General features: G+C 68.9%; 22 protein-coding genes and 2 pseudogenes. 14 read left to right on the forward strand and 10 right to left on the reverse strand.

All coding sequences use genetic code 11. The features are described 5' to 3' along the window. Nucleotides 1-129 precede the first annotated feature (129 nt). Nucleotides 130-222: pseudogene (locus ACGFZQ_RS36030) on the reverse strand (hypothetical protein); the annotation flags it as partial. Nucleotides 223-963: 741 nt separating this feature from the next. Here ACGFZQ_RS36030 and ACGFZQ_RS36035 point away from each other — a divergent pair. Together ACGFZQ_RS36035 and ACGFZQ_RS36040 are read left to right on the forward strand one after the other, a co-directional pair. After that, nucleotides 964-1,635: a transglycosylase SLT domain-containing protein gene (locus ACGFZQ_RS36035; protein ID WP_393843890.1), complete on the forward strand. Its 672-nt coding sequence runs from the start codon at nucleotides 964-966 to the stop codon at nucleotides 1,633-1,635. A 243-nt stretch (nucleotides 1,636-1,878) separates the two neighbouring features. Further along, nucleotides 1,879-2,451 (forward strand): RNA polymerase sigma factor, encoded by a 573-nt coding sequence (locus ACGFZQ_RS36040; RefSeq protein WP_393843891.1) that lies wholly within the window; start codon nucleotides 1,879-1,881, stop codon nucleotides 2,449-2,451. A gap of 130 nt (nucleotides 2,452-2,581) precedes the next feature. On the opposite strand, the gene ACGFZQ_RS36045 is transcribed toward ACGFZQ_RS36040, so the two are convergent. Both ACGFZQ_RS36045 and ACGFZQ_RS36050 read right to left on the reverse strand, forming a co-directional pair. Further along, nucleotides 2,582-3,274, reverse strand: coding sequence for a hypothetical protein (locus ACGFZQ_RS36045; protein ID WP_393843892.1), 693 nt, complete (start codon nucleotides 3,272-3,274; stop codon nucleotides 2,582-2,584). Nucleotides 3,275-3,320: 46 nt separating this feature from the next. Beyond that, nucleotides 3,321-3,944 (reverse strand): TetR/AcrR family transcriptional regulator, encoded by a 624-nt coding sequence (locus tag ACGFZQ_RS36050; RefSeq protein WP_393843893.1) that lies wholly within the window; start codon nucleotides 3,942-3,944, stop codon nucleotides 3,321-3,323. A 260-nt stretch (nucleotides 3,945-4,204) separates the two neighbouring features. Here ACGFZQ_RS36050 and ACGFZQ_RS36055 point away from each other — a divergent pair, with 260 nt between their 5' ends. After that, nucleotides 4,205-4,591, forward strand: coding sequence for a hypothetical protein (locus ACGFZQ_RS36055; protein ID WP_393843894.1), 387 nt, complete (start codon nucleotides 4,205-4,207; stop codon nucleotides 4,589-4,591). 209 nt (nucleotides 4,592-4,800) lie between these two features. Here the strand turns inward: ACGFZQ_RS36055 and ACGFZQ_RS36060 are convergent, their stop codons facing one another. After that, entirely contained in the window at nucleotides 4,801-5,385 is a 585-nt protein-coding gene (locus tag ACGFZQ_RS36060; RefSeq protein ID WP_393843895.1) for an MHYT domain-containing protein, read from the reverse strand. Nucleotides 5,386-5,563: 178 nt separating this feature from the next. Here ACGFZQ_RS36060 and ACGFZQ_RS36065 point away from each other — a divergent pair, with 178 nt between their 5' ends. After that, a complete protein-coding gene (locus ACGFZQ_RS36065) occupies nucleotides 5,564-6,574 on the forward strand; it encodes a LuxR C-terminal-related transcriptional regulator (protein WP_393843896.1) in 1,011 nt (336 codons plus the stop codon). A 307-nt stretch (nucleotides 6,575-6,881) separates the two neighbouring features. On the opposite strand, the gene ACGFZQ_RS36070 is transcribed toward ACGFZQ_RS36065, so the two are convergent. From ACGFZQ_RS36070 to ACGFZQ_RS36090, 5 genes are all read right to left on the reverse strand, one after another. Further along, entirely contained in the window at nucleotides 6,882-7,949 is a 1,068-nt protein-coding gene (locus ACGFZQ_RS36070) for an alpha/beta fold hydrolase (protein WP_294010398.1), read from the reverse strand. Nucleotides 7,950-8,996: 1,047 nt separating this feature from the next. Continuing rightward, nucleotides 8,997-9,215: a PLD nuclease N-terminal domain-containing protein gene (locus tag ACGFZQ_RS36075; RefSeq protein WP_393843897.1), complete on the reverse strand. Its 219-nt coding sequence runs from the start codon at nucleotides 9,213-9,215 to the stop codon at nucleotides 8,997-8,999. Between the two features lie 274 nt (nucleotides 9,216-9,489). Continuing rightward, complete coding sequence (locus tag ACGFZQ_RS36080) at nucleotides 9,490-10,065, reverse strand: transcriptional regulator (RefSeq protein WP_393843898.1); 576 nt, start codon at nucleotides 10,063-10,065, stop codon at nucleotides 9,490-9,492. 54 nt (nucleotides 10,066-10,119) lie between these two features. Then, nucleotides 10,120-11,649: a helix-turn-helix domain-containing protein gene (locus ACGFZQ_RS36085; RefSeq protein ID WP_393843899.1), complete on the reverse strand. Its 1,530-nt coding sequence runs from the start codon at nucleotides 11,647-11,649 to the stop codon at nucleotides 10,120-10,122. After that, entirely contained in the window at nucleotides 11,646-11,963 is a 318-nt protein-coding gene (locus tag ACGFZQ_RS36090; RefSeq protein ID WP_294010407.1) for a helix-turn-helix transcriptional regulator, read from the reverse strand. The genes ACGFZQ_RS36085 and ACGFZQ_RS36090 overlap by 4 nt, the downstream gene beginning before the upstream one ends. 238 nt (nucleotides 11,964-12,201) lie before the next feature. Between ACGFZQ_RS36090 and ACGFZQ_RS36095 the strand changes: the two genes are divergently transcribed. From ACGFZQ_RS36095 to ACGFZQ_RS36140, 10 genes and pseudogenes are all read left to right on the forward strand, one after another. Continuing rightward, nucleotides 12,202-12,771 carry an RNA polymerase sigma factor gene (locus tag ACGFZQ_RS36095; RefSeq protein WP_393843900.1) on the forward strand — a complete coding sequence of 190 codons (570 nt, stop codon included), beginning with the start codon at nucleotides 12,202-12,204 and terminating at the stop codon, nucleotides 12,769-12,771. Beyond that, a complete protein-coding gene (locus ACGFZQ_RS36100; protein WP_393843901.1) occupies nucleotides 12,768-14,000 on the forward strand; it encodes a CU044_5270 family protein in 1,233 nt (410 codons plus the stop codon). Before ACGFZQ_RS36095 ends, ACGFZQ_RS36100 begins: the two co-directional genes overlap by 4 nt. A 289-nt stretch (nucleotides 14,001-14,289) precedes the next feature. Then, nucleotides 14,290-15,087 carry a L,D-transpeptidase family protein gene (locus ACGFZQ_RS36105; RefSeq protein ID WP_393843902.1) on the forward strand — a complete coding sequence of 266 codons (798 nt, stop codon included), beginning with the start codon at nucleotides 14,290-14,292 and terminating at the stop codon, nucleotides 15,085-15,087. Next, complete coding sequence (locus ACGFZQ_RS36110) at nucleotides 15,084-16,340, forward strand: Ig-like domain-containing protein (protein WP_393843903.1); 1,257 nt, start codon at nucleotides 15,084-15,086, stop codon at nucleotides 16,338-16,340. Before ACGFZQ_RS36105 ends, ACGFZQ_RS36110 begins: the two co-directional genes overlap by 4 nt. Before the next feature lie 373 nt (nucleotides 16,341-16,713). After that, a complete protein-coding gene (locus ACGFZQ_RS36115) occupies nucleotides 16,714-17,502 on the forward strand; it encodes a DUF5707 domain-containing protein (protein ID WP_393843904.1) in 789 nt (262 codons plus the stop codon). Nucleotides 17,503-17,979: 477 nt separating this feature from the next. Continuing rightward, entirely contained in the window at nucleotides 17,980-18,618 is a 639-nt protein-coding gene (locus tag ACGFZQ_RS36120) for an RNA polymerase sigma factor (RefSeq protein ID WP_393843905.1), read from the forward strand. A 41-nt stretch (nucleotides 18,619-18,659) separates the two neighbouring features. After that, nucleotides 18,660-19,673: a CU044_5270 family protein gene (locus ACGFZQ_RS36125; RefSeq protein WP_393844065.1), complete on the forward strand. Its 1,014-nt coding sequence runs from the start codon at nucleotides 18,660-18,662 to the stop codon at nucleotides 19,671-19,673. A gap of 357 nt (nucleotides 19,674-20,030) precedes the next feature. Further along, the gene (locus ACGFZQ_RS36130) at nucleotides 20,031-20,195 is read left to right on the forward strand and encodes a hypothetical protein (protein WP_393843906.1); all 165 of its coding nucleotides are present in this window, start codon (nucleotides 20,031-20,033) and stop codon (nucleotides 20,193-20,195) included. A gap of 255 nt (nucleotides 20,196-20,450) precedes the next feature. After that, nucleotides 20,451-22,586, forward strand: coding sequence for a SpoIIE family protein phosphatase (locus tag ACGFZQ_RS36135; protein WP_393843907.1), 2,136 nt, complete (start codon nucleotides 20,451-20,453; stop codon nucleotides 22,584-22,586). Between the two features lie 368 nt (nucleotides 22,587-22,954). Next, nucleotides 22,955-23,376, forward strand: a pseudogene (locus ACGFZQ_RS36140) (peptide-binding protein); the annotation flags it as partial. A 245-nt stretch (nucleotides 23,377-23,621) separates the two neighbouring features. Here the strand turns inward: ACGFZQ_RS36140 and ACGFZQ_RS36145 are convergent. Then, nucleotides 23,622-24,077: a lipocalin-like domain-containing protein gene (locus ACGFZQ_RS36145; RefSeq protein WP_393843908.1), complete on the reverse strand. Its 456-nt coding sequence runs from the start codon at nucleotides 24,075-24,077 to the stop codon at nucleotides 23,622-23,624. Nucleotides 24,078-24,079: the final 2 nt, after the last annotated feature.

A 24,079-nucleotide genomic window follows, 5' to 3' on the forward strand; every position in this document is an offset into this window, starting at 1 on the left:
CTGAAATGGATACCTTCGTGACAGACACGGCAGACGACCAGGGTCTTCCGATGACGCGCGGCCATGAGCCCAGGCGGGCTTGGTAGCCCGCCCCCGGACATTGAGATCCTTCAGATGTCGAATGTGATGCACTTCGACGCCGTCATGGGATCCGCACATCTCACAGGTATCAGCGAGCAGACGGCTCGGGCCCTGTCCGTGCCGGACGCCACACGGCGGCATCTCACTGAGTCGGACAGCTCATAGTTGACGAACAAGTTTATGGCGGAAGGAGAGGACGGTGCGCGACGAGGCTCTGAACGGGTGCTCCGGAAGCGGCCGTTCCGCGCCTGGTCCTCTCGGCGGTTCGACATTCCCCGCAGCGGCTGACGCCGGGAGGAACCGGTCCGGCGGTTCCTGCTCCGACAGGTCATGAGCTATGGCTGGTTGAGATCCCGTTTCGGGAGCACTGCCCACACCTCGTCGAGAAGGTCCTGGTAGCCCTCGCCATAAGTGGCTATTCCGTTTCTGAGCTCTCTGACGCAGTGCGTCGTCGGCACGTTGCTCACCAGCAGCGGGTGGGCCGCGTCCAAGCACATGTCACTGGTTGAGAGTCAGGAGGGTCAAGTACCGCATCCGTCGGTCGCTTCGTGCGCATGCGATGTCCGGGGCTGGCCGCGGTGGGCACGTGTGAGCTTTCACACGTGATCTAGAATTGCCATCCGGTGTCGGGTGCGGCACAGTCACACTCCTGTCAGGCCCCGCATACGACACATGTTTCCCCCAGCGGTTCGGGACCGCAGTAGTACCAGTGTCAACTCCATAGCGTCGTCGTATGCCGCCCGTTCTGCACGCGGCGCTCCCCTGCGGGGAGTTGCCCACCGGGTCCGTGCCTCCAGTGACGCCGTCGTGGGGAGGCCAGTGTCAGGGGCGCGCTTGCGTCCGTCAGAGTCACCGAAGCGGGCGATGCCGGAAGGAAAACGTGTGAGCCGGATTTCGGTCCGGGGATTCGCAGTGGCCTCGGCCACCGCGGTCACCGCCGTCGGAAGCGTCATCGGCGTTGCCTCGGGCAGCGTCGCACAGCCCAACGACGCTGAGGCGACGGCAACCGACACCACGCTCCTCGCGGACATCCCCGCGGGTCAGCAAGTCCAGGTGCAGGCCGCGTCCCTGACGCAGCAGGCCGACACCCAGGCCATCGCCGCCGACGCGAGCGCCAAGAAGGACGCCGAGGAGGCGGCCCGCCGGGCTGCCGCGCAGAGCGCGGTCGCGAAGAAGAAGGCGGCCACGGAGCGCGCCGAGGCCAAGGCGGCGGCAAGCCGCAGTACGCGTGATGCCTCCAGCTTCACCGTGCAGAGTTCCTATACCGTCGCGCAGATCCAGGCGATGGCGCGCCAGATGGTGCCGGGCGGCCAGTTTCAGTGCTTCAGCAACATCGTGGACCACGAGTCCAGCTGGAACTACCGTGCCGTCAACCCTTCTTCCGGCGCCTACGGCCTCTTCCAGGCGCTGCCGGGCTCCAAGATGGCCTCAGCAGGCGCGGACTGGCAGAGCAGCCCGCCCACTCAGATCAAGTGGGGCCTGAACTACATGAACAGCAGTTACGGCAGCCCGTGTGCGGCGTGGACGTTCTGGCAGGCGAACCACTGGTACTAGGCCAGCGGCGTTCGTCGAAGTCAGCCTTGCGACTGCCGCTGCTCCCCAGGGGGCGGCGGCATTCGCAGGCCAGGGCCGGAATCGACGACTCCACGCATGCTGGTGACGCCAAGGCGACAGATGTGGCACACCCGGCTGACAGCTGCGCATCCTCGACACGCCCATGATGCATTCTTGATACATCAATGATTTTTATGACCCACACCACCGGCAGCAGTATTACCGCGAGACCGTAAGGCGCATATGTATATTTTCGGAGAGGGATTTCCGATTATTTTCGATGAGTTGTGTCGACGGTGCGCCGATATGATATGTCGATACCCTGCCCTGCCTGATTCGAATGAGGACTGTGCAGAGGATGTTGTCGCGGAGACCTTACTGAAGGCATGGCTCCATAAGTCGGATTTGCCCGCCGAGTCCGACAAGGTGATGGACTGGCTTTTGGCGGTAGCCCGTAAGATTCTAGATGAAAAATACTTTCGAGCTGCCCAGCAGTCGGCGCTGGGTCAACGTCTGCAGGACAGACTCACCGGCCCTGATGTGGCCGATGAAATTTCCCAAATCTACGAAGATCGTGCCATGTTGTTTGCCATGCGTTCTGCATTGAAGCGATTGCCTCCACCGGAGCGAGAGGCCGTTCTGCTCGTTGCCGACGGAGGGTGGACGTACGCCAAGATCGCGAAGAACAGTGGGGTGCCGATCGGAACTATCCGTTCCAGGATATCCCGGGGGCGTAAACACCTGCATAAACTTACACTCCAGGAACTGACCCGCGCGGAATGGCAACAGACGAGGCAGCCGAAGGTGGCGTCGTGATGTGGTCCCTCACGACGTTTCCACGGCGCCGCCGGCTTCTGACCCGAATGGCTGATGTCGTCTGAATTTCGATGGCCATTCACGATCCGTCTCACACCCACCGGTTGCACCACCGCGGCCGTTGTCTTCGTCACCGCCTGCACAGGCCGCGGCACAGCATGCCGCCCGGGCGGGTGCCGATCAGGCCGCGCGGGGTCGTCGACCTGCCGCACCAAGGCACGTCAGCGCCTCGGCGGTTCCGTGAACCATGGTCGTCGCCAGCGGGCCGGCGCGGGTCCGTGCAGGGAACTCGGCCGAACGTGAAGGAATAGGCATTGAGTCCGGGTGACAGTCGGACGGTGACCACCGCGGGCCGTGAGGTGTTCCCGCTGACCACCGGGTGGATGTCGGGCGCGCCGGACACCTTGTGGGTGGTGGTCTTGCCGTCCACGGTCACGGTGCCGGTGCCGGTGCCGGTGCCGGTGCCACCGACATCGAGGTAGACCTCACGGGCGGAGCAGGCAAGTGTGACCGCGGCGTCTCTCCTGCTGGTCAGTGCCTCCTGACCGACGGACCAGGTGCCGGAGAGGGAGAACGTGCCGGACGGCGGCGTCGCTGGATCGGCGGAGGTGAGGGTACCCAGGGTGAGCGGGCCACCTGTGTAGGCCTCCGCGTGATCCGCCCCCAGGTCCATCTCGGGAATGAGATCCCGGTCGGTCGGAGTGGTGTCGGGCAGATCGCTGGGCGTCGGAAGGGCGACTCCCGGACGGGCGTCGGTCAGCAACTGCCGGATCAGCGACTCGCTGGTGGTGTAACCGCCCTCGCCGACCGTCACATGCCGCACACGGCCTCTCGACAGCCGGCGAAAGCGGCTGCGGCCACCACCGCGTTCAGAGTCGCCGTGCGGGCGACCGGCCGCCTCGGTCCCGGAAGTGCGCGGCATCCGTCGCCAGGGGGCCCTGCGGCGAGCCCGCCGCCGAGCACAGCCCCCTCATGACCACGTCCAGGAGGCGTACGAAACGGGCGTCCGCCACCTCGTCCGTATCGACCCGCCACAGAGGTCCGACCAGAAGGAATACGTCGTCGGCCGTCGTCCCGGGCTCGATGGTCCCAGCAGTCATGTTCGCCTCCACCAGCACTGAAAGGGCGTCGAAGAGCGGCTGGTGGGCCTGCCGGCCCGACTCCGTCGGCGTGGCCGTGGCCACGCGCATCGCGTCCGCGAACTCCGGGGCGCGTCTCCCGAAGGTCAGCAGGCGCCCCAACCACGCGCGCAGGGCGAGCGGCGGCCGCAAGCCGCGCATCAGGGCGGGTACGACAGTCACCAACGCCTCCACCTCGTCCCCGTACACCTGGATCACCAGGGACTCCCGCGTGGGGAAGTGACGATAGAGGGTGCCCTGGCCCACGCCCGCTCTGCGGGCTATGGACTTCAGCGAGGTGTCTCCGGGAAGAGCGAGAACTTCCGCCGCTGCTTCGAGGATGCGCAGCCGGTTGCAGCGTGCGTCCGATCTCATGGTTTCTCCGGTCTCTCTGGCGATGATGCCACTGGTCGTCGGCCCGATGCTCCGGGGTGGGGATGGATCTCACCAAACACGTATCTTGGACTTCGTCGGTACCGGGCATACATGGTTCGGGCGAGCAGGCGATGCATCAGGTGCCGGTGACACACGTATTCTGATTGAAACCCGCACCGGGCGATTCCTTGCCGGACCTGCTGTCCGGCGAGACAGGACAGAACGCATCACCCGCGCCGAGCAGAAGGCCATCGATTCCCATGTCCCACAAGACAGCCGCTGACCTCGCCCTCCAGGGACGGCCCACGCCGTCCGTGGAGCGGCTCACCTCCTTGGTCTCCGCCCTCGCCGAGGACCTCGAACAGGGCCTGTGGGCACCGGGGCCACTGGAGCAGAGCCTTGCTGGCCGCCTGATGGTGGCCTGCGTCGGAGACGGGTGCTTCACCCCGGACCGGGTGCGCGAGACTCTGCTGGCCGGCAGCATCACTCTGACGTACGCCGGCGACGGCCGGCTCGCCCGGCTCTTCGCCCAGTTGATAGAGGTGACCGCACATCCCGCGCCGGACGCCGACACCGCGCTCGATGAAGCCCGGCGGCTGGTGGAGCGGGTGGCGGATGACCGTTCCGTGGCGGACGTGAAGCGCTGACCTGAGGCTCGGCCGGGGCGGGTCCCTCGGTCCACCCGGCCGGGGGAGGGCGATTCCACGCTGGAGTCGGCTCAGGAACCGGCCGCCTTCAGAGCCGACTTCCTGTGGGCGGTCGGAGGTGATGTACGCGGTCCTCGAATGCCGCGTGGAGCGCCGACACCTCGTATGTCAGCGCCGGCGACGGCGCGGGCCTGACCGGCGCCCTGGACTCAGGCTGCAGGTGGGATCAAAGCGGTGTCCGCTTCTGCCGCTACGCGCGCCTCGGCATCCTGCCGCTGGGCCGAACTCTGGTTCCAGTCTCCGAGGATGAGGACCGGGTCGAACATGACGATGACCCCTGCGACGACGAGAAAGATGACGGGTCCGATGAGCATGGGCAGCACCAGTGAGGTCGGTGCGCGCCCGATCGACTCGTGGTCGCTCATGTGGAGCTCGACGCTGACGGCGGCCATACCGGTGTAGTGCATACCGGAGACGGCGAGCCCCATGACCAGGCTGGCGCAGAGGGACGGCAGGAAGCCGCGGACGTTGATGGCCGCCCATAGCGCAGCGCAGGCCGCGATGACGACCGACAGGGCGATCACGGTCACGCTGTAATGCGGTTCGCCGTCCAGACGCATGGCGGCCATGCCCAGGTAGTGCATGGCCGCGACCCCGAGGCCGGTCAGTACACCTGCGGCGGCCAACGGGCGTACCCCGGTACAGCGGTAGCCGACGATGCAGACACCGATACTGACCACGACAATCGCCACCAGCGGGCTCAGCACGGTCAACGGATGGGCATGCCGGGTCACGGCAACGGCTCCTGACCGTGAAACGACGGTCTGTACACCCTGTTCCGACACACGGCTGGGAGCCACCAGGGCACGGCACCGCTCCCGGCCGGTGGCACCGGATCTACCATCGAGCCCGGCCGGACAGGGCGTTCGGCCGGGCTCGTCCCCTTCCCGGCGTACAGGAGTGTCACACCGTATGGACGTCACGTCGGACAGTCCCTGGGCATCCATCGGACTGGACTGGTTCGAGGGGCAGTTGCTGGAGCACCTGGTGGGTTCGCCGCCGGCCGACGTGGTATCGGTGGCGCAGGCGGCCGGGGTGTCCACGCAGGAGGCCGAGCGGACGCTCCAACGGCTGGAGGAGGCCTCACTGGTGATACGGATCGCTGGACGGCCCGCCCGCTGGACGGTCAGTCCGCCGCGGTCCTCGCTCGGTGGCCTGCTCGCACGCCGGCGCACCGAACTGGCCCGGACCGAGGAGCTGGCGGAACGCCTGTACGCGGCGTACGAGGCGGTCTCCGCCCCGCGGACGGCGCACCTGGTAGAGGTACTGCAGAAGGGGGAGGAGACAGCGGCGCGCTACGCGCAGCTGCTGCGGAGCAGCAACGCCGAGGTCCTGCACCTGGCGAAGCCTCCCTACGTCACGGCTGACCGGGCATCCTCGCCGGCACCGGAGGTGGCCGCGGGGGTGCGCCTTCGCTCCGTGTACGAGACGGAAGGCTTCACCGACGCGGTGTCGCTGGAGACCGCTTCACGGGGCACGGCCGACGGCGGCGAGCTGCGGCTCGCGTCGCACCTGCCGACGAAGCTGGTGGTCTTCGACCGGACCTCCGCCCTGCTGCCGGTGCGTCCCGACCGGCCGACGGCGGGATCACTGGTGGTCCACTCCTTCGCACTGGTGGCGGCGCTGGCCGCGCTCTTCGAGAGGGTGTGGGACCAGGCGGTCCCCGCGTTCCTGGGCGCCGGCCACGACCGCCCCGTGCCGGCCGGCGGTGCTCCCACGCCGCGGCCCGACGAGCGGACCCGGGAGGTCCTCCGGTTGATGGCGACCGGCATGAAGGACGACGCCATCGCACGGGCTCTGGGCATCAGCCGCCGCACCGTGCAGAAGCACGTCAGCGACGCGGGTACGGCGCTCGGGGCGAAGACACGTTTCCAGATCGGCCTGCTCGCGGCGGAACGGGGATGGCTGGGACGACGCTCCTGAGGAGGTACCGGTAGGACGGTCGGGCCGGTATCGCGTCCGCCAAAGCGGGCTCTCGCATCAGCATCCCCGTCCGACGGACGGCACAGGGCGACCCGAGGAGCCGCCGGGAGTCCGCGGCGGCGCGGCACCAGCCCAGCTCCGGCCCGGGTGCTAAGCCAGGCGCGATCATGACATGGGGAGCGAACCCATGACCGCGCCCGCTGTCTGTCGCGGGCGGCCAGGGCTGTCGGCTGCCGGCAAGTACCCGCCGGCAGGGATTCCCGGGGGCGTGGACGGCGGCAGGGCGGCGTCCGTCCGGCGTACGGCCTCAGAAGTGGTCGACGTCGACGACGGCCTGGGCGAAGGCCGTGGGTGCCTCCTGCGGCAGGTTGTGGCCGATCCCGGCGAGTGTGCGGTGGCCGTACTTGCCGGTGAACCGGTCGCGGTAGGAGGCGCCGTCGCCAGGGGCGGTGAAGGGGTCGCGTTCCGGGTCGAGCGTGATCGTCGGCACCTCGATGACGGGGCGGGTGGCGAGTGCCTTCTCGTAGCGGTCGTAGCGGCGTTCGCCGTCCGCGAGGCCCAGTCGCCAGCGGTAGTTGTGGATCACGATGGCCGCGTAGTCGGGGTTCTCGAACGCGGCGGCCGTGCGCTCGAAGGTGGCGTCGTCGAAGTTCCAGGTCGGAGAGACGGTGCCCCAGACGAGCCGGCACAGGTCGTGCCGGTCGGTCTTGTCCTCCATGGCGAGGCGGCCGCGCTCGGTGGCGAAGTAGTACTGGTACCACCAGGTGTACTCGGCCTTGGGCGCCAGCGGCTTCTTCTGTGCCTCGACGTTGGTGATGAGGTATCCGCTGACGGACACCAGTCCCTTCACGCGCTCCGGCCAGAGGGCCGCGATGATGTCGGCGGTGCGCGAGCCCCAGTCGAAGCCGGCCAGCAGGGCCTTGTCGATCTTGAGGGCGTCCATCAGGGCGATGATGTCCAGGGCGACAGCCGACTGCTGTGCGTTGCGGACCGTCCGCGAGGACAGGAACGTCGTCGAGCCGTGGCCACGGAGGAACGGGACGATGACGCGGTAGCCCTGGGCAGCGAGGAGCGGAGCGACGTCGACGTAGCTGTGGATGTCGTAGGGCCAGCCGTGCAGACAGATGACCACGGGTCCGTGCCTGGGACCGTCCTCGGCGTAACCGACGTCCAGCACACCGGCCCTGACCTGCTTCAGCCGGGCGAATGAGGTGTGCGCACCCGGGGGCACGGTGGGCACCGTCGGCGCCGGCGATCCGCCCTCGGTGTGATGGCCTGGTGCGGCGTTCGCATCGGGCTGGAATCCGGCCAGCGAGACCGCGGTCGCGCCCGTGCCGATACCGATGGCCTTGTTGAAGGTACGTCTGTTGATCATGGAAATGCCTCCGCCATACGAATGTAGAGCCAATGCGCCGGTTTGTCGGCACGACGAGCAGGCCCCGCCGGGTGCACCGCGTTGCGGGCGGTCCTGACTGTTTCACGACAAGCATCACCGGTCAAGCTGGTGACAGATGGCCTGTCGCATGGCGCGGGACACCACCTGGAGGGCAACCTGGACACCGAGGTCCTGAAGGACGGGCCCTGCGGCATTCCCGCCACGACCGCTCGGTGGCGGTTCACCTCCTCCCGCCGGGGCACCGGGCCACCACGACCTCACGGGTGCATGCCGACGTTGCCGCGCGGGGTCGCGTACGTCACCCGTCAAGCGAGTGATGACCATGTGCCGTGCCGGGAGGACGTGCCCTACGAGCCCACCGCCGGTGACATCGCGCCACGCCAAGCCGGGAGGCACATGGCAGAAGACGTGAACGTCGACGAGGCTCGCCGCATCGGTCCGCACCGGTGGCCCGACCGGCGTCAGGGCCACACCGCGCCTACGCACCTACGCACCTACGCACCTACGCACCTACGCACCGAGCGTCCCGTGTATGGCGCGGACCTGGCGAACGTCCGGTAGACCAGGCTGGAACCCCCGCGTGTGTCGACTCGGCAGCAGTCGATGGCGGGCATACGGGTGGTCGGACCCGCGCGAGGGTGCGTGGTGGCGGGATGTGCCGGAGCGTTATGGGCCGTGGGACCGGGTCTACGACCTGTTCAGGCGCCGGCGCGGCAGGGCGAAACCACGGCCAGGATTCTCACTGCCCCGCGGTTCGAGCCGGTCCGGGTGCCCCGGATCGGTATCAAGGCCACCATTCCGGGTCCGCAACCGGCAAAAGCGCGGTTCGCTCGGTGGCAGGCCGCAGAAGTTCGGCAGGAACGACCACAAGCAGCGGAGTGCTGTCGAGTGCGGCGGCAACCGCCTCAAGCGCCACCGAGCTGTCGCCACCCGGTACGACAACCGCCGTCCGTTACGAAGCGACCGTGCTGGTCGCGGCGGTCAACGAATGGCTCTGAACGACACGTGGGAGCGGTGAGTGAGAGCTCAGGCGACAGACACTGGGCCCTCCGCGGACGCGGAGCGCTTGCCGAGGTTGCGCCAGGCAATGGCGCCCAAGATCGGGAACAGGACCATCGCGATCAGCCAGCCCGCCTTGGGCAACATGCGAATGCGCGTAGCAGGCGTCCTGACGCAGTCGACCAGGGCATAGACGTACAACACCGCGACTAGGACGTATATCGCGTAGACCAGCGCTGTCGTCATTGGGTCACCTCGTGTGCTAGGGGCGCCTGCCCGCTTGTGTGTGGCGCACGGCCTGCCCCACGTGTCCACTCATACTAACGGGCGTCACACGGCGAGCTAGCAGGCCTCTTATACCCCCTCGGAATACCCACTCACACGTTGTTTCCGCACACCCGCCATGGCGCGGGGCACCGCCGTCGACGAAGGCCGCTCGAAGCCGGAAGCTGGGCGGGCTCGGCACAGAACAGAGAGCGCCGAAGAGGACGGACCGCCGGGTGCGGTCCGGCAGGGGTGATCAGGCGGCGAAGCCGATGTTGGTGACGTACTCGTACTGGCCCCATTCAGAGCCCAGATCCACGGTCGCGTCGTTGATCCAGGCGTCGTCCAGGGCGTCACTGTCGTCGTTGGCCCAGGCGTCGACAATCCGGTCCCAGCGGCGCACGTTGAGGGTGCGGAACGAGACGACGCGCTGATGCGGGCGGGTGACCTGAGACTGGTTGAGGGGGTGGAACTCCACGCGGGTGCCGCGGCCTTCGCGGTTGAGGCGGGCGGTCAGATAGCGGGCCACGTTGTGACGGCGGACCGTTCGGTAGGCGGTCTCGATGGCTTGGAGGTTCCGCCTGGACGGACTGCGCCTGCCATCCAGCCACGCCTTGAGCGTGCGGTCGGTGACCGTGAGCCCGGCCTCGCGGGCCGCCTGGCGAGCGCGGTCGCTGCGGGTCAGATAGTGCAGCCGGGCAAGGAGACCACGGCTCTGGGTGATCGGAGTGGCGACGAAGCCGGCGAGGGCGTCGAGCTGGCGGGCAACGGCCTCGAATCCCTTGACGCCGCGGGCTCCGAACTTGCCGAAGTCGATGTTCCTCTCCGGCATGCTCCACTCCTCGCTGCGCGGCCGGGTGACGGGTGTTCATGAGCGTACAGGGGTTCACAGGCCGTCGTCCGCAGGACCGGTGCCCACGGTGTACACGTCCTTGACCTTCACTTCGGCGACGCCTCGACCCTCGGGGAACACCGCGCGCCAGTCGCCGGTGACGTGCAGTTCGTCCGTGCCCATGGCGCGTACCACCATGAGCCCCTCGTCGTAGGCGCGGTGGGCCTTCCACCACAGGTTCGCGAAGGCCTGGGAGCGGATCAGGTGCATCCAGTCGGTGCGGTACAGCTCCCGGTTGTAGTTCGACTCCCCCAGAGTGGAGACGAACTTCGAGTACATGGCCTTGACGTATTCGAGGGTCACCTCGTCGTCCTCGGTGATCGCCCGGTCCCGGGCGTCCTTCAGGACGACGCGGAACTTCTCCAGGAGGCCCTCCGTCGCGCCCGACGTCCATGACTCGTGGATCTGCGGCGGGTCGCACAGCCCGTACTTGGCGGAGGACACGCGCAACAGCAGACGCAGGGTGGGTTCGGTGACCCACAGCGGGCCTGGCTCGTCGCGGCTGCCGATCGGGTTGGGCAGGTAGTCGTCGTGGTCCCAGTCGGGCGGAGTGATGAGGTGGACGCCGGAGCGGCGGCGGTCGTGCTGGTCGCCGGTGGAGTGTTCCAGCTGGCCGAGCGGGAGGTGGGTCTTGAGGGCACTGAGGTAGGCGCCGTTGACGTCGAGTGCGGTGATCTCGTGCTCGCCGGGCGGGAGTTCGGGCCTGGTCCACTTGGGGCGGGCTTCCCAGATCTGGTCGGCGCCGCGGGAGGACTGTTTGCGCAGGACGTCGGGGAGCCAGGGGTGCGCGACCACCTCGTATCGGCCGCCCTTGCGGCTGTGGTCCAGGAGTGCCATCGCGTCCGGGATCGCCTTCTTCACCAGTGTGTTGGTCGCCGCCCCCAGGTCTCCGGAATGCTCGGCGAGGGCGGCCGCGACGGCGGAGCCGATCAGGTCCGGGGTATCGGCGGTCTTCAGGCGGCGGCCGGCGGGTACGACCTTGACGCCGCGCTGCGCGGGCCGGTGCGTGTCCGCGGGCGCTGTCCACCGGGGCTCCGCCGGGGTCGCGGGTTTCTCCGCCGGGGTGGGTTCGCCGAGCGGGGCGGGGGTGCCGCATTCGGCGCGGTCCAGGTGTTGGGGGAAGCCCTCAACCTGGTGGCGGGCGGGCTGCCCGCACAGTACGCAGGGCCGGGGTGTGGTGAGCACGTCGACGGCGTCGGCTTCGGCGTCGCTCCCTGTCGCCGCCAGGGTCACGTCGTCGGGCTCGTCGGGCTCGTCGGCTGGGGCGTCCTCGGCCGCCGGAGCCGCCAGCTTGGTCCGTGCTCCTTCGAGGAAGTAGGCGTACTTCTCGCGGGTCGCGCCGCTCGGGTCGCGTCCCGCCTCCCAGCCCGCGACCGTGGACGAGCTGACGCCCAGGGCCTGCGCGAGCTGGGCGCGGGAGAGGTTCAGTTCCTCGCGCAGGTGCCGTCGTTCCTCGGCGGGCGGCAGCGGGACCTCCTTCTTCGCCCCGGCGAGCAGCGCGTCGATCGCTCCGAAGTCCGTCATCGCCCCGCCCCGTCGGCAGCGGCGGACCGGAGGACGCCGTTCCCGGTGCCGGACTGGCGGCCGGGCGTGCGGCGGCGTGCGGCGGGCAGTGCCTCGGCGGCCCGGGTGGGTCCCGCGAGGAGGTCGAGTGGGTCGATGCCGTAGTGCGCGGCGACCGCTTCGCAGTCGCTCAGGCTCCAGGCGGCGGTGCCGGACTGGCGTCGGCTGACCTGGGCCTGGGTCACGCCGAGGACGTCGGCGAGCTTGGTCTGCGATTCGCCGGTGGCGTGCAGCAGCGCCGCCACCGCCGATCTGACCCGCTCATCGAGGTTCATGCTCACGACGGCGACCCTATCGCGTGACGCTCATCCTCCATACGGATATCGCATCGCGTCGGCGGGGGCGAAGTCCGCGAAGGCAAGACCGCAAGGGCGTGGTCCTCTGCTGGACATGGCATCGGGTTTCTCTCCGGCGTGACGTCGATCACAGCGGCAGGTTTGTCGGCTCCTGCGTGTAAGAAACGAGCCGCCACACGCATTGCTCGGTGAGAGAGCCGAGTTGAAAGGAGGGCGCGTGACACCTGCTGAGCGCTTTCGAGGTGTCTACGAGGAGTGCTACCCACGCGTCCTTGCCTACGCCACGAGCCTGGTCGGACGAGAGGTGGGAGAGGACATCACCAGCGAGACGTTCACCGTCGCCTGGCGACGCATGCGCGACGTTCCCCACCCGGCACTGCCCTGGCTTCTCGGCGTGGCCCGCAACCTCGTGCGCGAACTGCGCCGCCGGGACGCGCTCCAGTACCTCCTCGCCGCCGAGGAAGCACAGCGCATCGGCAGCGACGCCGAGAACCACGTCGGTGATGTCGCGGCAGTGGTCACCGACCGGCACATCGCGCTGCAGGCCCTCGCGAGCCTGCCGGAGGCCGACCGGGAACTGCTGACGCTGATCGCCTGGCACGGCCTGAACGCCAAGGCGGCCGCCCGGGTTCTGGACTGCACCACCGCGACGCTGACCGTCCGGCTGTACCGGGCCCGCCGCCGTCTGGAGAAGGCCCTGGAGACCGCACAGGCGTCAGAGGCGGCGTCGGCGGCTTCCCCGGAGACCGCATCATTTCCCACCCACCACCAAGGAGCCCCTGCGTGAAGAAGACCAACAAGCGGTCCGAGCGGCCCGACGTCATGAAGGTGCTCGCGGACGCACGGCCCGACGCACTGGATCCGTCCCTGCTGGTGGACCCGGCACGGCGGCAGCAGGACTTCGCGCGCATCGTCACCGAGCCGGCGGACGACCGCGCGGTGCGCCTCGTCGCACCGCGCCGCAGAAGCGGTTTCCGCCCTCTGGGGGCGGTGGCCCTCGTGGCCGTCGCGGCGTCCGTGGTGGCGGCCGTGGGCACGATCGGCCGGCAGGGACCGGCCGATCGGCCGACCGCGCAGCCGCAGTCCTCCGTCCCGGCGCAGAAGCCCGGCTCCGGGGCGGACATCCGCGTCGACGGCCACATCGAACTGCTCAGTGCGGCCAGGAACGCGGAATCCTCGCCCGCCGAGGGAACGTACTGGCAGACCATCACGCAGTCGCAGCACGTGGATGCCGCCGAAGCCAACGGGCAGCTCATCGCCGTGAGCGACACGGGGACCGACAACTGGTCGGTGGGAGTGCGGCCCGGAACGAAGAGCCTGATGGTCTCCGGAGAGAATTCCGCGACCGAGCCCAGGACGGCGACGGACAAGGAACGCTGGAAGGCCGCGGGCTCGCCCCACACGGTCGTGGCCGAGATCAAGAACGGGTCCGGGAACGCCAAGATCGCCTACACCATCGGAGCCGGGCGACCGATGGTCATGCAGACGAGCGTCGACGACAAGATCTACGCCGTCGGCCCGAACAACGTCTCCTACAAGGACCTGCGCGCGCTGCCCTCCACCAGCGACGGACTGCGCCGCTATCTGGAGGCGCTGTACGCGCAGGACAACAACGCCGACAGCGGTACGTCGGGCCGCAGTGAATGGATGCTGCGCCAGGCAGGCAACCTCATCACGATGCCCGTGAAGCCCGGCGTCCGGGCGGCGGCGTACCGCGTGATGGCCGATCTGCCCGGCGTCCGGGTGGTCGGGCACGTCACCGACCCGCTGGGCCGCGAGGGTGTCGGAGTCGAGTTCCCCACGGCCTACCCGACGCCGCTGGGCACCACGCGGGAGCGACTGGTCGTCGACCCGTCCACCGGCGCCATGCTCAGCGACCAGACCCTGCTGGTCGAGCCCTCGACCAGGGCCAGGACCGCGGGTCTCAAGGCGGGCACGACGGTCGACTACGCGGCGACCACCCGGATGGGCTGGGGCGAGCAGCAGATCACCGTGCCGAAGAACGCCCGCAGCTGAGCCCACTGCTGATCCGGAGCCGAGCCGACCTGCCGGGCAAGGAGCACGCGCGGCAGGTCGGTCTCTCCCCCCGCCACCTCACACATGCCTCGGCGATCCGCCGCTGATGCCACACGGCAGATCTCCGGGAGACAGCCATGCCCCGGGCGGTTCCCCCCGGGTGATCTCGGCACTCCCCCCGCGTCCCGGCAAACCCTGCCGGGGTCCGTCCGGTTGCCCCGCCGCGGAACCTCCTCCGCAGCCCGGGCCGGCCCCAAGTTCTCCCGTCCTCTTGAGAAAGCCTGCTCCCATGCGCCTCCACAGGGCCACCCTCTCGGCGACCGCGGCGATCATCGTCTCCGCACTGGGCGTCGCCGCCTATCACTACATCCCCGAGGACACCCCCACCCCGGTCTCCGGCAAGGCCTCGGTCGTCCAGGAAGCCGCCCGGGCCGCCACCGCACAGCCGGTGCCCACCCCTGCCACACCACGGGCGACGGTTCAGTCGCGGCCGGAGTTCCCCGCCCAACTGCCGGGGCTCGGTCCCAGGACGTCGGCGCACGTCCCGGACGACACCCGGCAGGTCCTCCTGGTCACGGGAGCCGGGAAGAACTCCGCGTCCTCGAAGGCCGTGCTCTGGCAGCGTGTCGACGGCGGCTGGCGCCCCGGGACGGTGTGGGCCGCTCACAACGGCTACAAGGGCTGGACCGACGAGCACTACGCGGGCGATCTGCACAGCCCCATAGGGGTGTTCGGTCTCACCGACGCGGGCGGCCGCCTGGGCGACCCCGGCGGCAAGCTGCCCTACCACCAGTCCGGTGCCTTCTCCGTCAGCGGCAGCGGCTTCGAGGGCGAACCACTCAGCGGCGCGTTCGACTACGTCATCGCCATCAACTACAACCGGCAGCCCGGTACGTCACCGATGGACGGCACCCACCCGATGGGCGCGAACCGCGGCGGGGGCATATGGATCCACGTCGACCACGGCGGCCCCACGCACGCCTGCGTCAGCCTCTCCAGGACACATATGAAGCAGTTGCTGCGCGCGCTCGATCCCGCCGACCACCCCGTCGTCGTCATGGGCGACGCGGCCTCTCTCGCCCGATGACAGTCCCCCGGTCCCCAGGAGCAAGCGTGCCCTCCCTTTCCCGCCTCACCGTGATCGCCCTCGCCGCAGTCGGAGCGTCGGTCCTCAGCGCCTGCGCGGGCCCGCACTCCCGTACCGCGTCCGCCGCGCGAGAGACAGCGCCGTCCAGGACATCGTCGTCCGAGCAGCAGGTCGCGACCGCCTTCCGGCTCTCCACGGGCGCTGCCGACGGCGAGCGCCACGCGTCCGTCGGCGGCGCGGGCGATGTCGAGGTCTCCGGCGGGAAGATCTCGTCGGTCGCCCTCACCACCACGGAAGGGCAAGCCGTACGAGGGACCGTGGCAGCCGATCACCGTCACTGGTCCCCGGATGCCGGTCTGGCCTACGGCACCTCGTACCGTCTGGTCGTCCGCGCCTCGGACGAAGCGGGCCGGGCCCGGACACGGCGCCTGTCCTTCACCACGCTCGCGAAGGACGAGCGCCTGATCGGTATGTTCACGCCCGAGGACGGGTCGACCGTCGGAGTCGGCATGCCCGTGTCGGTGACCTTCAACAAACCGGTCGACGACAAGAAGGCCGTCGAACGCGGCATACGTGTCACCGACGACAGCGGTCAGCAGGTCGTGGGCCACTGGTTCGGCGACCAGCGCCTGGACCTGCGTCCGCAGACGTACTGGAAGGCGCACACGCGGGTCACCCTGAGCCTGCGTCTGAACGGCGTGAAGGGCGGCGCGGACGCGTACGGCACCCAGGACAAGACGGTCCGCTTCACCATCGGCCGCCGGCAGGTCTCCACCGTCGACGCCGCCGCGCACACCATGCGCGTCGTCCGTGACGGCCGGACGGTCCGCACGGTCCCGATCACCTCCGGTGCGCCGGGCCGCACCACGTACAACGGGCAGATGGTGATCTCCGAAAAGCTCATCTCCACGCGGATGGACGGTGCCACGGTGGGATACAAGGGGGAATACGACATACCCGACGTGCCGCACGCGATGCGTCTGTCCACCTCCGGCACCTTCATCCACGGCAACTACTGGGCGCCGGACTCCGTCTTCGGGCACTCCAACGTGAGTCACGGCTGTGTCGGCCTGGACGACGTCCGCGGCGGCGGCGACCCGGGCCAGGACGCGGCCTGGTTCTACGACAGCTCCCTCATCGGCGACGTGGTCGTCGTCGAGCACTCCCACGACCACACGATCGCCCCCGACAACGGCCTCAACGGCTGGAACATGACCTGGCAGCAGTGGCAGTCCGGGTCGGCTCTCGGGTAGACGCCGACGAGCGCCGGGCCGAGGTCAAACCGACTGTGCGCGCACGCACTTCGGCCACTGCCCACGGCCCTCGTCAGCGGCCTGCTCAAGACCCTTTCGTACGGTATCGGGAATTCCACCTCAACGTGATCTGAGGCACTTTCACGAGATTTCGTGATCCGGAACCAGGAGGAGTCTCGTCGTCCTAACAGGAGGGCCCGAGTCGGCCTCGTACCAATGCCGTTGAGCAGTGCGCACGGTGATCGCCCCTGTCGTGACGGCTCACGCCGGGGAAAGTCGGCACCCAACGCCGCCAGGCCGGAACCCTCGCCGCTCACGGCACCGCGACTGACGCACGGGCCACTTGGATGACGCACCCGTTGAGGAGAAACCGATGCACAGGAAATTCGCGACGGCCGCCGTGTCAGGCGCGGCCGCGCTGTCGGCGTTCGTTCTGCCCACCGCCGCTCAGGCGGCCACGGCTGTCGGCTCCGTACCGAACACGCCTCGGATCGAGGACGTCGTCGTCAACGAAGGCAAGAATGTCGTCCTCGGAGATCCCACACAGCCGCACCAGATCCCCGTCACGGTGACCGCACAGGCCAGGGCCGGCATCGAAACCGTCGATGTCGCACTCTGGCACGGCAAGAGCTTCGACGCCGCCGACGCGTATCTGCTTCCGTCGGACAGTGACTGCGTCAAGGTGAACGCCACCACGACCACGTGCACCGAAGTTCTGGAAGTCTCGTACCACGACTGGGCCAACTCCTACGCGGGCACGTGGCACGTGGACGTCCACGCGATGAGCGCGTCCACGTCCCACGAGGTCACCGACGCCGACCGCTATGCGAACGTCAAGATCCGGAGGGAGTCCTCCCTGTCGCTCCGGACGTCGAAGGAGCAGGTCAAGGACGGCGGCGGCGTCCTGGTGACGGGGACACTCGATCGCGCGGACTGGGAGACCGGACAGAGCGCCGGATACGCGGGCGTCACCGCGCGGCTGCAGTTCCGACGGGAGGGCAGCAGCCACTTCACCACGGTGCGGACGGTGAGGTCCGCGTCCACGGGTTCCCTCCAGGCGTCCGTGAAGCCGGAGGAGGACGGTTACTGGCGCTGGTCCTACTCGGGTGACAGGACGACCGCCGCGGCCACCTCCGCGCCGCAGTTCGTCGCCGCCGGCTGACCTCCGCGGCCGAACGAGCCGGTTCCCCGGGTGACAGCGGCGCGGGAGCGGCACCTGGGCCAGGTGTCCTGCCGATGCCGATGCGGCATCGGCAGGACGCCACCACGATCGGCCGGGTGGTCCGGAGCCGCCGTCGGGCTGCCCCGTCCGCCCCGACTTGCCGTCGCCCTGACGGCCATGGGTTTCCCCGCACAGTGCCGGACACCTCTCTGCCCACCGAGCGGCGAAACCCGTTGCGGACGGGCGTATGCGCGCGGGAAGCGAAGTGTGCGCGTGGCCACGAGGGAAACGTGACCGCTGCGGCGCAGATCACCCTATTTCTTTCGCTATGGGTTCATTGCCTCGTGGCACCCTTGGACGACTCGAGGAGCGCGGCGGGTCGGGACCGACACCATGGTCCTCGCCCTGCCGCTCGGCCGCCCCCAGATGTGACATGGCTCACGGGAACTCGGGCGCCTTTTCCGAACAGGTCATTGCGTGAACGTATCTCTACGATCCCGGCTCCGGGCAGGCGACCCGGAGGCGTTCCGGGAACTGTTCCAGGAACTCGCCCAAGCGGTGCACCGTCATGCCATGCGCGCCACCGGTGACTGGTCGACCGCCGAGGAAATCGTGTCACTGACGTTCCTCGAGGTGTGGCGGCTGCGGGAGAAGCTGGACCCCAATGACGACAGCGTGCGCCCATGGGTGTACGGCATCGCGACGAACCTGCTGCGCAACCGTGGCCGTGCCGCGCGCCGCCACAAGGACGCCATGGAACGCATGCCCGCACTCGACACCATCCCCGACTTCTCCGACGAGGTCGCCGAGCGCCTGGACGCCGACCACAGACTCACCGCCGTCAAGGCCGCCGTCACCCGGCTGCGCAAGAACGAGCGGGACGTCTTCCTGCTCTGTGTGTGGTCCGACCTCAGCTACGCCGAGGCGGCCGACGCGCTCGGCGTCGCCGTCGGCACGGTCCGCTCCAGGCTGGCCCGCGCCCGCAAGCGGCTGCACCAGCTCACCGAGGAGGAACTGAAAAAGCAGAGAAAAGCCGGGGAACCACCCGCCGTTCGCGAACAGATACGAGGTGACCGCGCTACCGCGGTCCGGTCGAAACAGGAGACAGTCCGATGAACGCCTTCCCGCAGCGAGGTGAAGAAACCGAACGCCAGGCCATGGCGGATCAGTTTCCTTCCACCGCGACGCACGGCCTCTCCTCCGCCCGAACGGCACTTCTCGAGGAACACCTGATGCGTGAGATCACTCGTACCGAAGCGGCTCCCGTGGCCATTGCCCCCCGCCGCCCGCGCTGGCGCCTGGTGGCCATACCGGTGGCCGTCGCCGCCGTGGCAACCGCCGTGGTCCTGAACGTCACCGGCTCCACCACCCCTGCCGCGCCGTCCGTCGCCCTCGCTCCCGTGGTGAAGGTGCTGCCCGCCTCGGCCCAGGGAACCGCCGAGCTGGTGCAGCAGGTCGCCGCCGCCACCGGCGAGAGCAAGCCGCTGACGATCCGCGCCGACCAGTACGTCTACGTCAAGAGCGAGGTCGGCTTCAGCCGTCAGATCCATGAGCGCACCATGGACGGCCCGATCAAGCTGGACGCCGTGCACGAGCGCCAGGTCTGGCTGCCGGAGAACCCCACCCGCCCCGGGCTGATCCGCGAGGGCGGCGAGGACGAGAACCTCGGCGGTGGCAGCGCACAGGTCAGCATCGACGGTGGCGCGCCGACGACCCCGGGTGCCGGCAACACGACGTACGCGCAGGTGGCCGCGCTGCCCACCGACCCCGACGCCCTGCTGAAGAAGATCTACACCACCACCAAGGGTCGCGCTCCCGGCCATGACGCCGCGGCCTTCGACTGGGTCGGCGAGACGATCGGCGAGACGATCGTCCCACCGAAGGTGGAGGCGGCCATCTGGCTGGCCGCCGGGAAGATCCCCGGCGTGGAGGTGGTGCACAACGCCGTCGACGCCGCGGGCCGCCACGGCGACGCCCTGGCCTTCGAGTCCCTGAACGAACGCACCGAATACATCTTCGACAAGACCACGCACACCTACCTCGGTGAGCGCAGCTACCTGGTCAAGGACAGCAAGGCGGGCAAGGCGGGCCAGCTCACCGGTATCTCCGCGGTGCTCGACCGGGGTGTGGCCGACAAGATCGGCCAGCTGCCCTCCGGCGGCAAGGTGTGACACGTAGAACTCAGGGACCGGAGTGAAGCTCTGCTTCGGAGAGTTGTCGCGCGCCCGCGGCCCGGACGGCAGATGCCGTCCGGGCCGCGGGCGCTACGCGCTGCTCGGGCCGCGGCGAGTCGGAAACCGGGAGCATCGGGCGGCTGTTGCCGCTGCTGCCGCATTCGAGATGGGCGCGGGCATGCGCCACCGCTGGTCCGGTAGCCGGTGCGGTGTCACTTGAGGTCGTTGCGCAGGACATGGGCCGACCATGTTGAGCACTGTGATCGCCGTCACGGGAACCCGGCCTCCGTCGCGACCAGGTCATGACGAAGACCACCGCGCGGATCGCCTCCGGCAGACCAGGGATTCCGAGCGGTGACGGACGACTACGCGAAGAGGAACACTGTGCGCACCCACCCCCTCATCATGGCCATCACCGAGCAGCGCATTCCCCCGGTGGCGGTGTACGCCGTCACTGCGTTCGTCGTCGCGGCCATCGTGATCGGTGGCATCGTCCTGGTGGGACGACGCCGGCGATAGGCGATCGGCACACAGCCGGTTCCGGTACCGTCTCGGGTCCGGAACCGGCGATGCCCGTATGTCAGCCGCCCCGGCACTGCCCCCGTGCAGGTGTCTCAAGGGCGATTACACCCTTTTGCAGAGCTTTCATAAATCTACATAGCTATTGTCGGTGTATGTCTTATGCACGGATGGCCCTCTCGGCCGGGTCGGCACCAGACCGGAGCCTGCCGGGTACGCGGTGACCGACCGTGTGCCCGGTGTCCAGAAAGGTCGGTGACGGTCGTAGTGTCTGCCGCGTCGGGCTCCGCACGGGACTGGGAGGAGCTGGCCGCTCTCTTCCGGCGTCTGGTGACGGACGCCGGCGCCTCGAGCGCGATGCTGTTCCTTCTGTCGCCCGAGGAGCCGGTGCTGCAGTTGTCGATGCTGTACGGCACGTCCTGGACCGTTCTCTCCCCCTGGGCACGGATCCATGTGGAAGAGGCGATCCCGGCCGCCGAGGCGACGCGCGAGCGGCGCATGGTCTGGGTCGGCGACTCCGAGGGGCTGGCACTGCACTATCCCCGGCTCGCCCTCATGGTTCCCGAGCACGCCGTGGCGGCCGCCCCGGTCTTCGCCGGTGAGGCCGTGCGGGGTGCGGTCTGCCTGTTGTGGCCGCCCTCGCATCCCGGACACCTGAGCACGGAGGAAACGGCGGCGATCGAGGCGTTCTGCCACCGAGCGGGCATGTTGCTGGAGCGCTCGACGCGACGCGGACATCCCCTGTTGCCCGGGAAACGTCCCATGACCCTGGCGGCGGAACAGCCCCACACCCCCGATCAGGCCGAAGCACTGGCGGCTCATGACTACGCCGTGCGCCTGCCGGGGGCGATGTCCCTGGATCTGGAAGGCCGGACCACCTTCGTCAGCGATGCGGCATGCGACCTGCTCGGAGTGGGCGCCGCCGACCTGCTGGGTGCACGACCGTGGGACCGTCTGCGGTGGCTCGGTGGTCCCGGCTTCGAGGACCGGTTCCGTGCCGCGGTCATCGGCCACCGGCCCGTTCACTTCACCGTCACACGCGCACCCGACGTGTGCCTGTCCTTCGAGCTCTACCCGGACGCCTCCGGTGTCAGCATCCATATGGCGTCCCTCGCCCAGGAGTCGCCGGCCGGTCAGCGCCGACACGTCCTGCCTCTCGTGGAACCGAGCGAGATCAAGCCGTTCCACCAGTTGATGCACCTGGCGGCAGGTCTCACGGAGACGGTGCGGGTGAGCGACGTGGCCGAGACCCTCGCCAACCAGCTCCTGCCCGCCTTCGGCGCCGCGGGCCTGATCCTGATGACCGCGTCCGAAGGACGGCTGCGGATCGTCGGTCACCGCGGCTACAGCACAGCCTTCCTGTCCCTCTTCGACGGCCAGTCCCTGGCCTCCGACAATCCGCCCGCAAACGCCCTGACCGGCCACAGCCCCTTGTTCTTCGGCAGTTTCGCCGAGTTCCAGCAGACGTACCCGGACGCCGTCCAGTACGGGACCAGAAACGCATGGGCGTTTCTGCCGCTGGTGATCCGCGGCCGGCCGGTGGGAATCCTCGTACTGTCCTTCGATCGGACCCGGCGGTTCCCGCCGACGGAACGCAATCTCCTGATCTCAGTGGCCGGACTGGTCGCCCAGGCCCTGGACAGGGCCTGTCTGCACGAGGCCAGCGACGATCTCGCCCGCACCCTGCAGACCGGTCTGCTGCCGCAACGGCTCCCTGACGTTCCCGGCCTGCGGGCCGCCGCCCGCTACCTGCCCGCGGCTCACGGTATGGATGTCGGCGGCGATTTCTACGACCTCATCCGTTGCGGCGCCACAACCGCCACAGCGGTCATCGGCGACGTCCAGGGCCACAACGTCCGGGCCGCGGCCCTGATGGGCCAGCTACGCACCGCCGTTCACACCCACGCCGTCGTCGGCATGCGGCCGGACGATCTCCTGACCCGTACCAACCAGGTGATGTGCGACTTGAATCCCGGCCTCTTCGCCAGCTGCCTCTGTATCCAGCTCGATCTGGCCCGGCACCGCGCCCTCGTGGCCACGGCCGGACACCTTCCGCCCCTGCTACGCCATCCGGACGGCCGTACGGAAGCTCTCGCCCTCCCCCCGGGACCGCTGCTCGGTATCGTCGCGGACGCCGACTACCCGGCCGTGGGCGTTCCGTTGTCCTCCGGCCTCACGCTGGCGCTCTACACCGACGGGCTCGTCGAAGCACCGGGCATCGACATCGACGATGCCGTCGCCGCCCTCGCCGACCGGCTGGCCCAGGCCCCGGACGACGACCTCGAAGACCTCACCGAAACCCTCCTCGGCGATGCATCGCACCACCCGCGCATCGACGACATCGCCATGCTGCTGGTCCGCATCACGGGCTCATCCACGACTGCGGACTAGCCCGTCCGCCGTGGCACCCGCCGAAAACCGCAGCGCGGCGAACGTGCAGAACGCGTGCCGACACAGAACAGCCACCGGGGTGCGGGCGCCCCCTGACACCGCGGCGGGCACCCGGCCTCGGCCGCCTCGCTGCCGGTCAAGTCCCTGACGGTCCCGTGGTTTCGGTGAACCCTCCTGGGGCAGCGTTTCGTGATCATTCCGTGGAGGCGTGCCTGGCAGTCGATCCAGTACGCGGCACGGCGGTTCCCCTCCCACTGCCGAACCCGAGTCCACCGCTGGACCATCGGCGTCCGCCGGCCCACACCGCCCAGTGCCCGGGCAGGCTCGAAGACGCCGGCGCACTCCGGCCTCGTGCACCGGCCGGTCCCCAGCGCCAGCTCGAAGCCTCCGGGCTCTTCACGGTGACGCTCAAAGGCCGTCCCTGGACGACGTTCGTGGACGGCTATGAGAAGGGCGAGTATCCGGTGTTCGGGCGTGGCTGGTATCCCGACTTCCCCGACGCCGACAACTACATCAGTCCCTTCGTGAGCGCCCAGAACGCCCTGGGGACCCCGTACGAGTCGCCGCAGATCACCGACAAACCGCTGCCGGAGTCGCGGCGGGAGATCGATCGCACCTATGCGGTTCCGCAGTTCCGGGAGGTCCAGCAGATCCTCGCGGGTGACGCCCGGCTGATACCGCTGTGGCAGGGAAAGCAGTACCTCGCGGCCCACAAGGACATATCGGCACGCACCGGGCGCTGGACCCGTCGTCGATCATGATGATGCGGGAGCTTGCCCACGACGGCTGAGCCGTTGCCATGTGTTCGACGACCGGAGCCAGATACGTATATGCGCCCGCTGCCGAGTGAGCCCGAAACGCCCACTATGCTGCACCGTGCAAGTATCTGCGCAACGCTGATGCCGACCGGCTAACTGTGTCCCGCCGTGACTAGTCGGCGTCCGCGAGGCGTCACCTGCCGGGGCAGACCTCGTCTGCTCTGCCGGTCCCGCCCCTGTGATCCAGGGGCGGGACCTTCGACATTTCCGAGCAAGATCAGCGCGGTTCCGCGCGTTCCCAGGTCAGGACGCCCGTACGGGGTTTGCCCTGGACGCTCAGGGGCACGGGCGGCGCCAGTTGCAGCGTCCTTCCGTCCAGGCGTGCCACCCTGGTCTGGCCGTCGCCCATCCAGTTCGGGTACAGGCAGAGGGCGACCTCGTGCACGACGGTCTCTCCGTCCGGCACCCGGTAGGAGCCGGTGTAGGCCAGGTAGTGACGGGCGGCCTCGGCCAGCTCCTCGGGGCTGCCGTACTCCTGCCGCTGCTCCGCGAACAGCGGCCGGTCCGGGGTGGTGATCTGGGCGGACATGTATCCGTCAGCGGTGTACATGATCAGGCCGAGCGGGTGTTCACCGTAGGGTCGCACCACTTCTCCGTCCTCGACGCCGGTGGCCTCGTAGGAGACCAGGCGCCAGGTTCCGATGAGTGCGGCACGCAGTTCGTCGGGGGTCATGG

Source organism: Streptomyces sp. NPDC048254, from assembly GCF_043201895.1.
GTDB lineage: Bacteria > Actinomycetota > Actinomycetes > Streptomycetales > Streptomycetaceae > Streptomyces.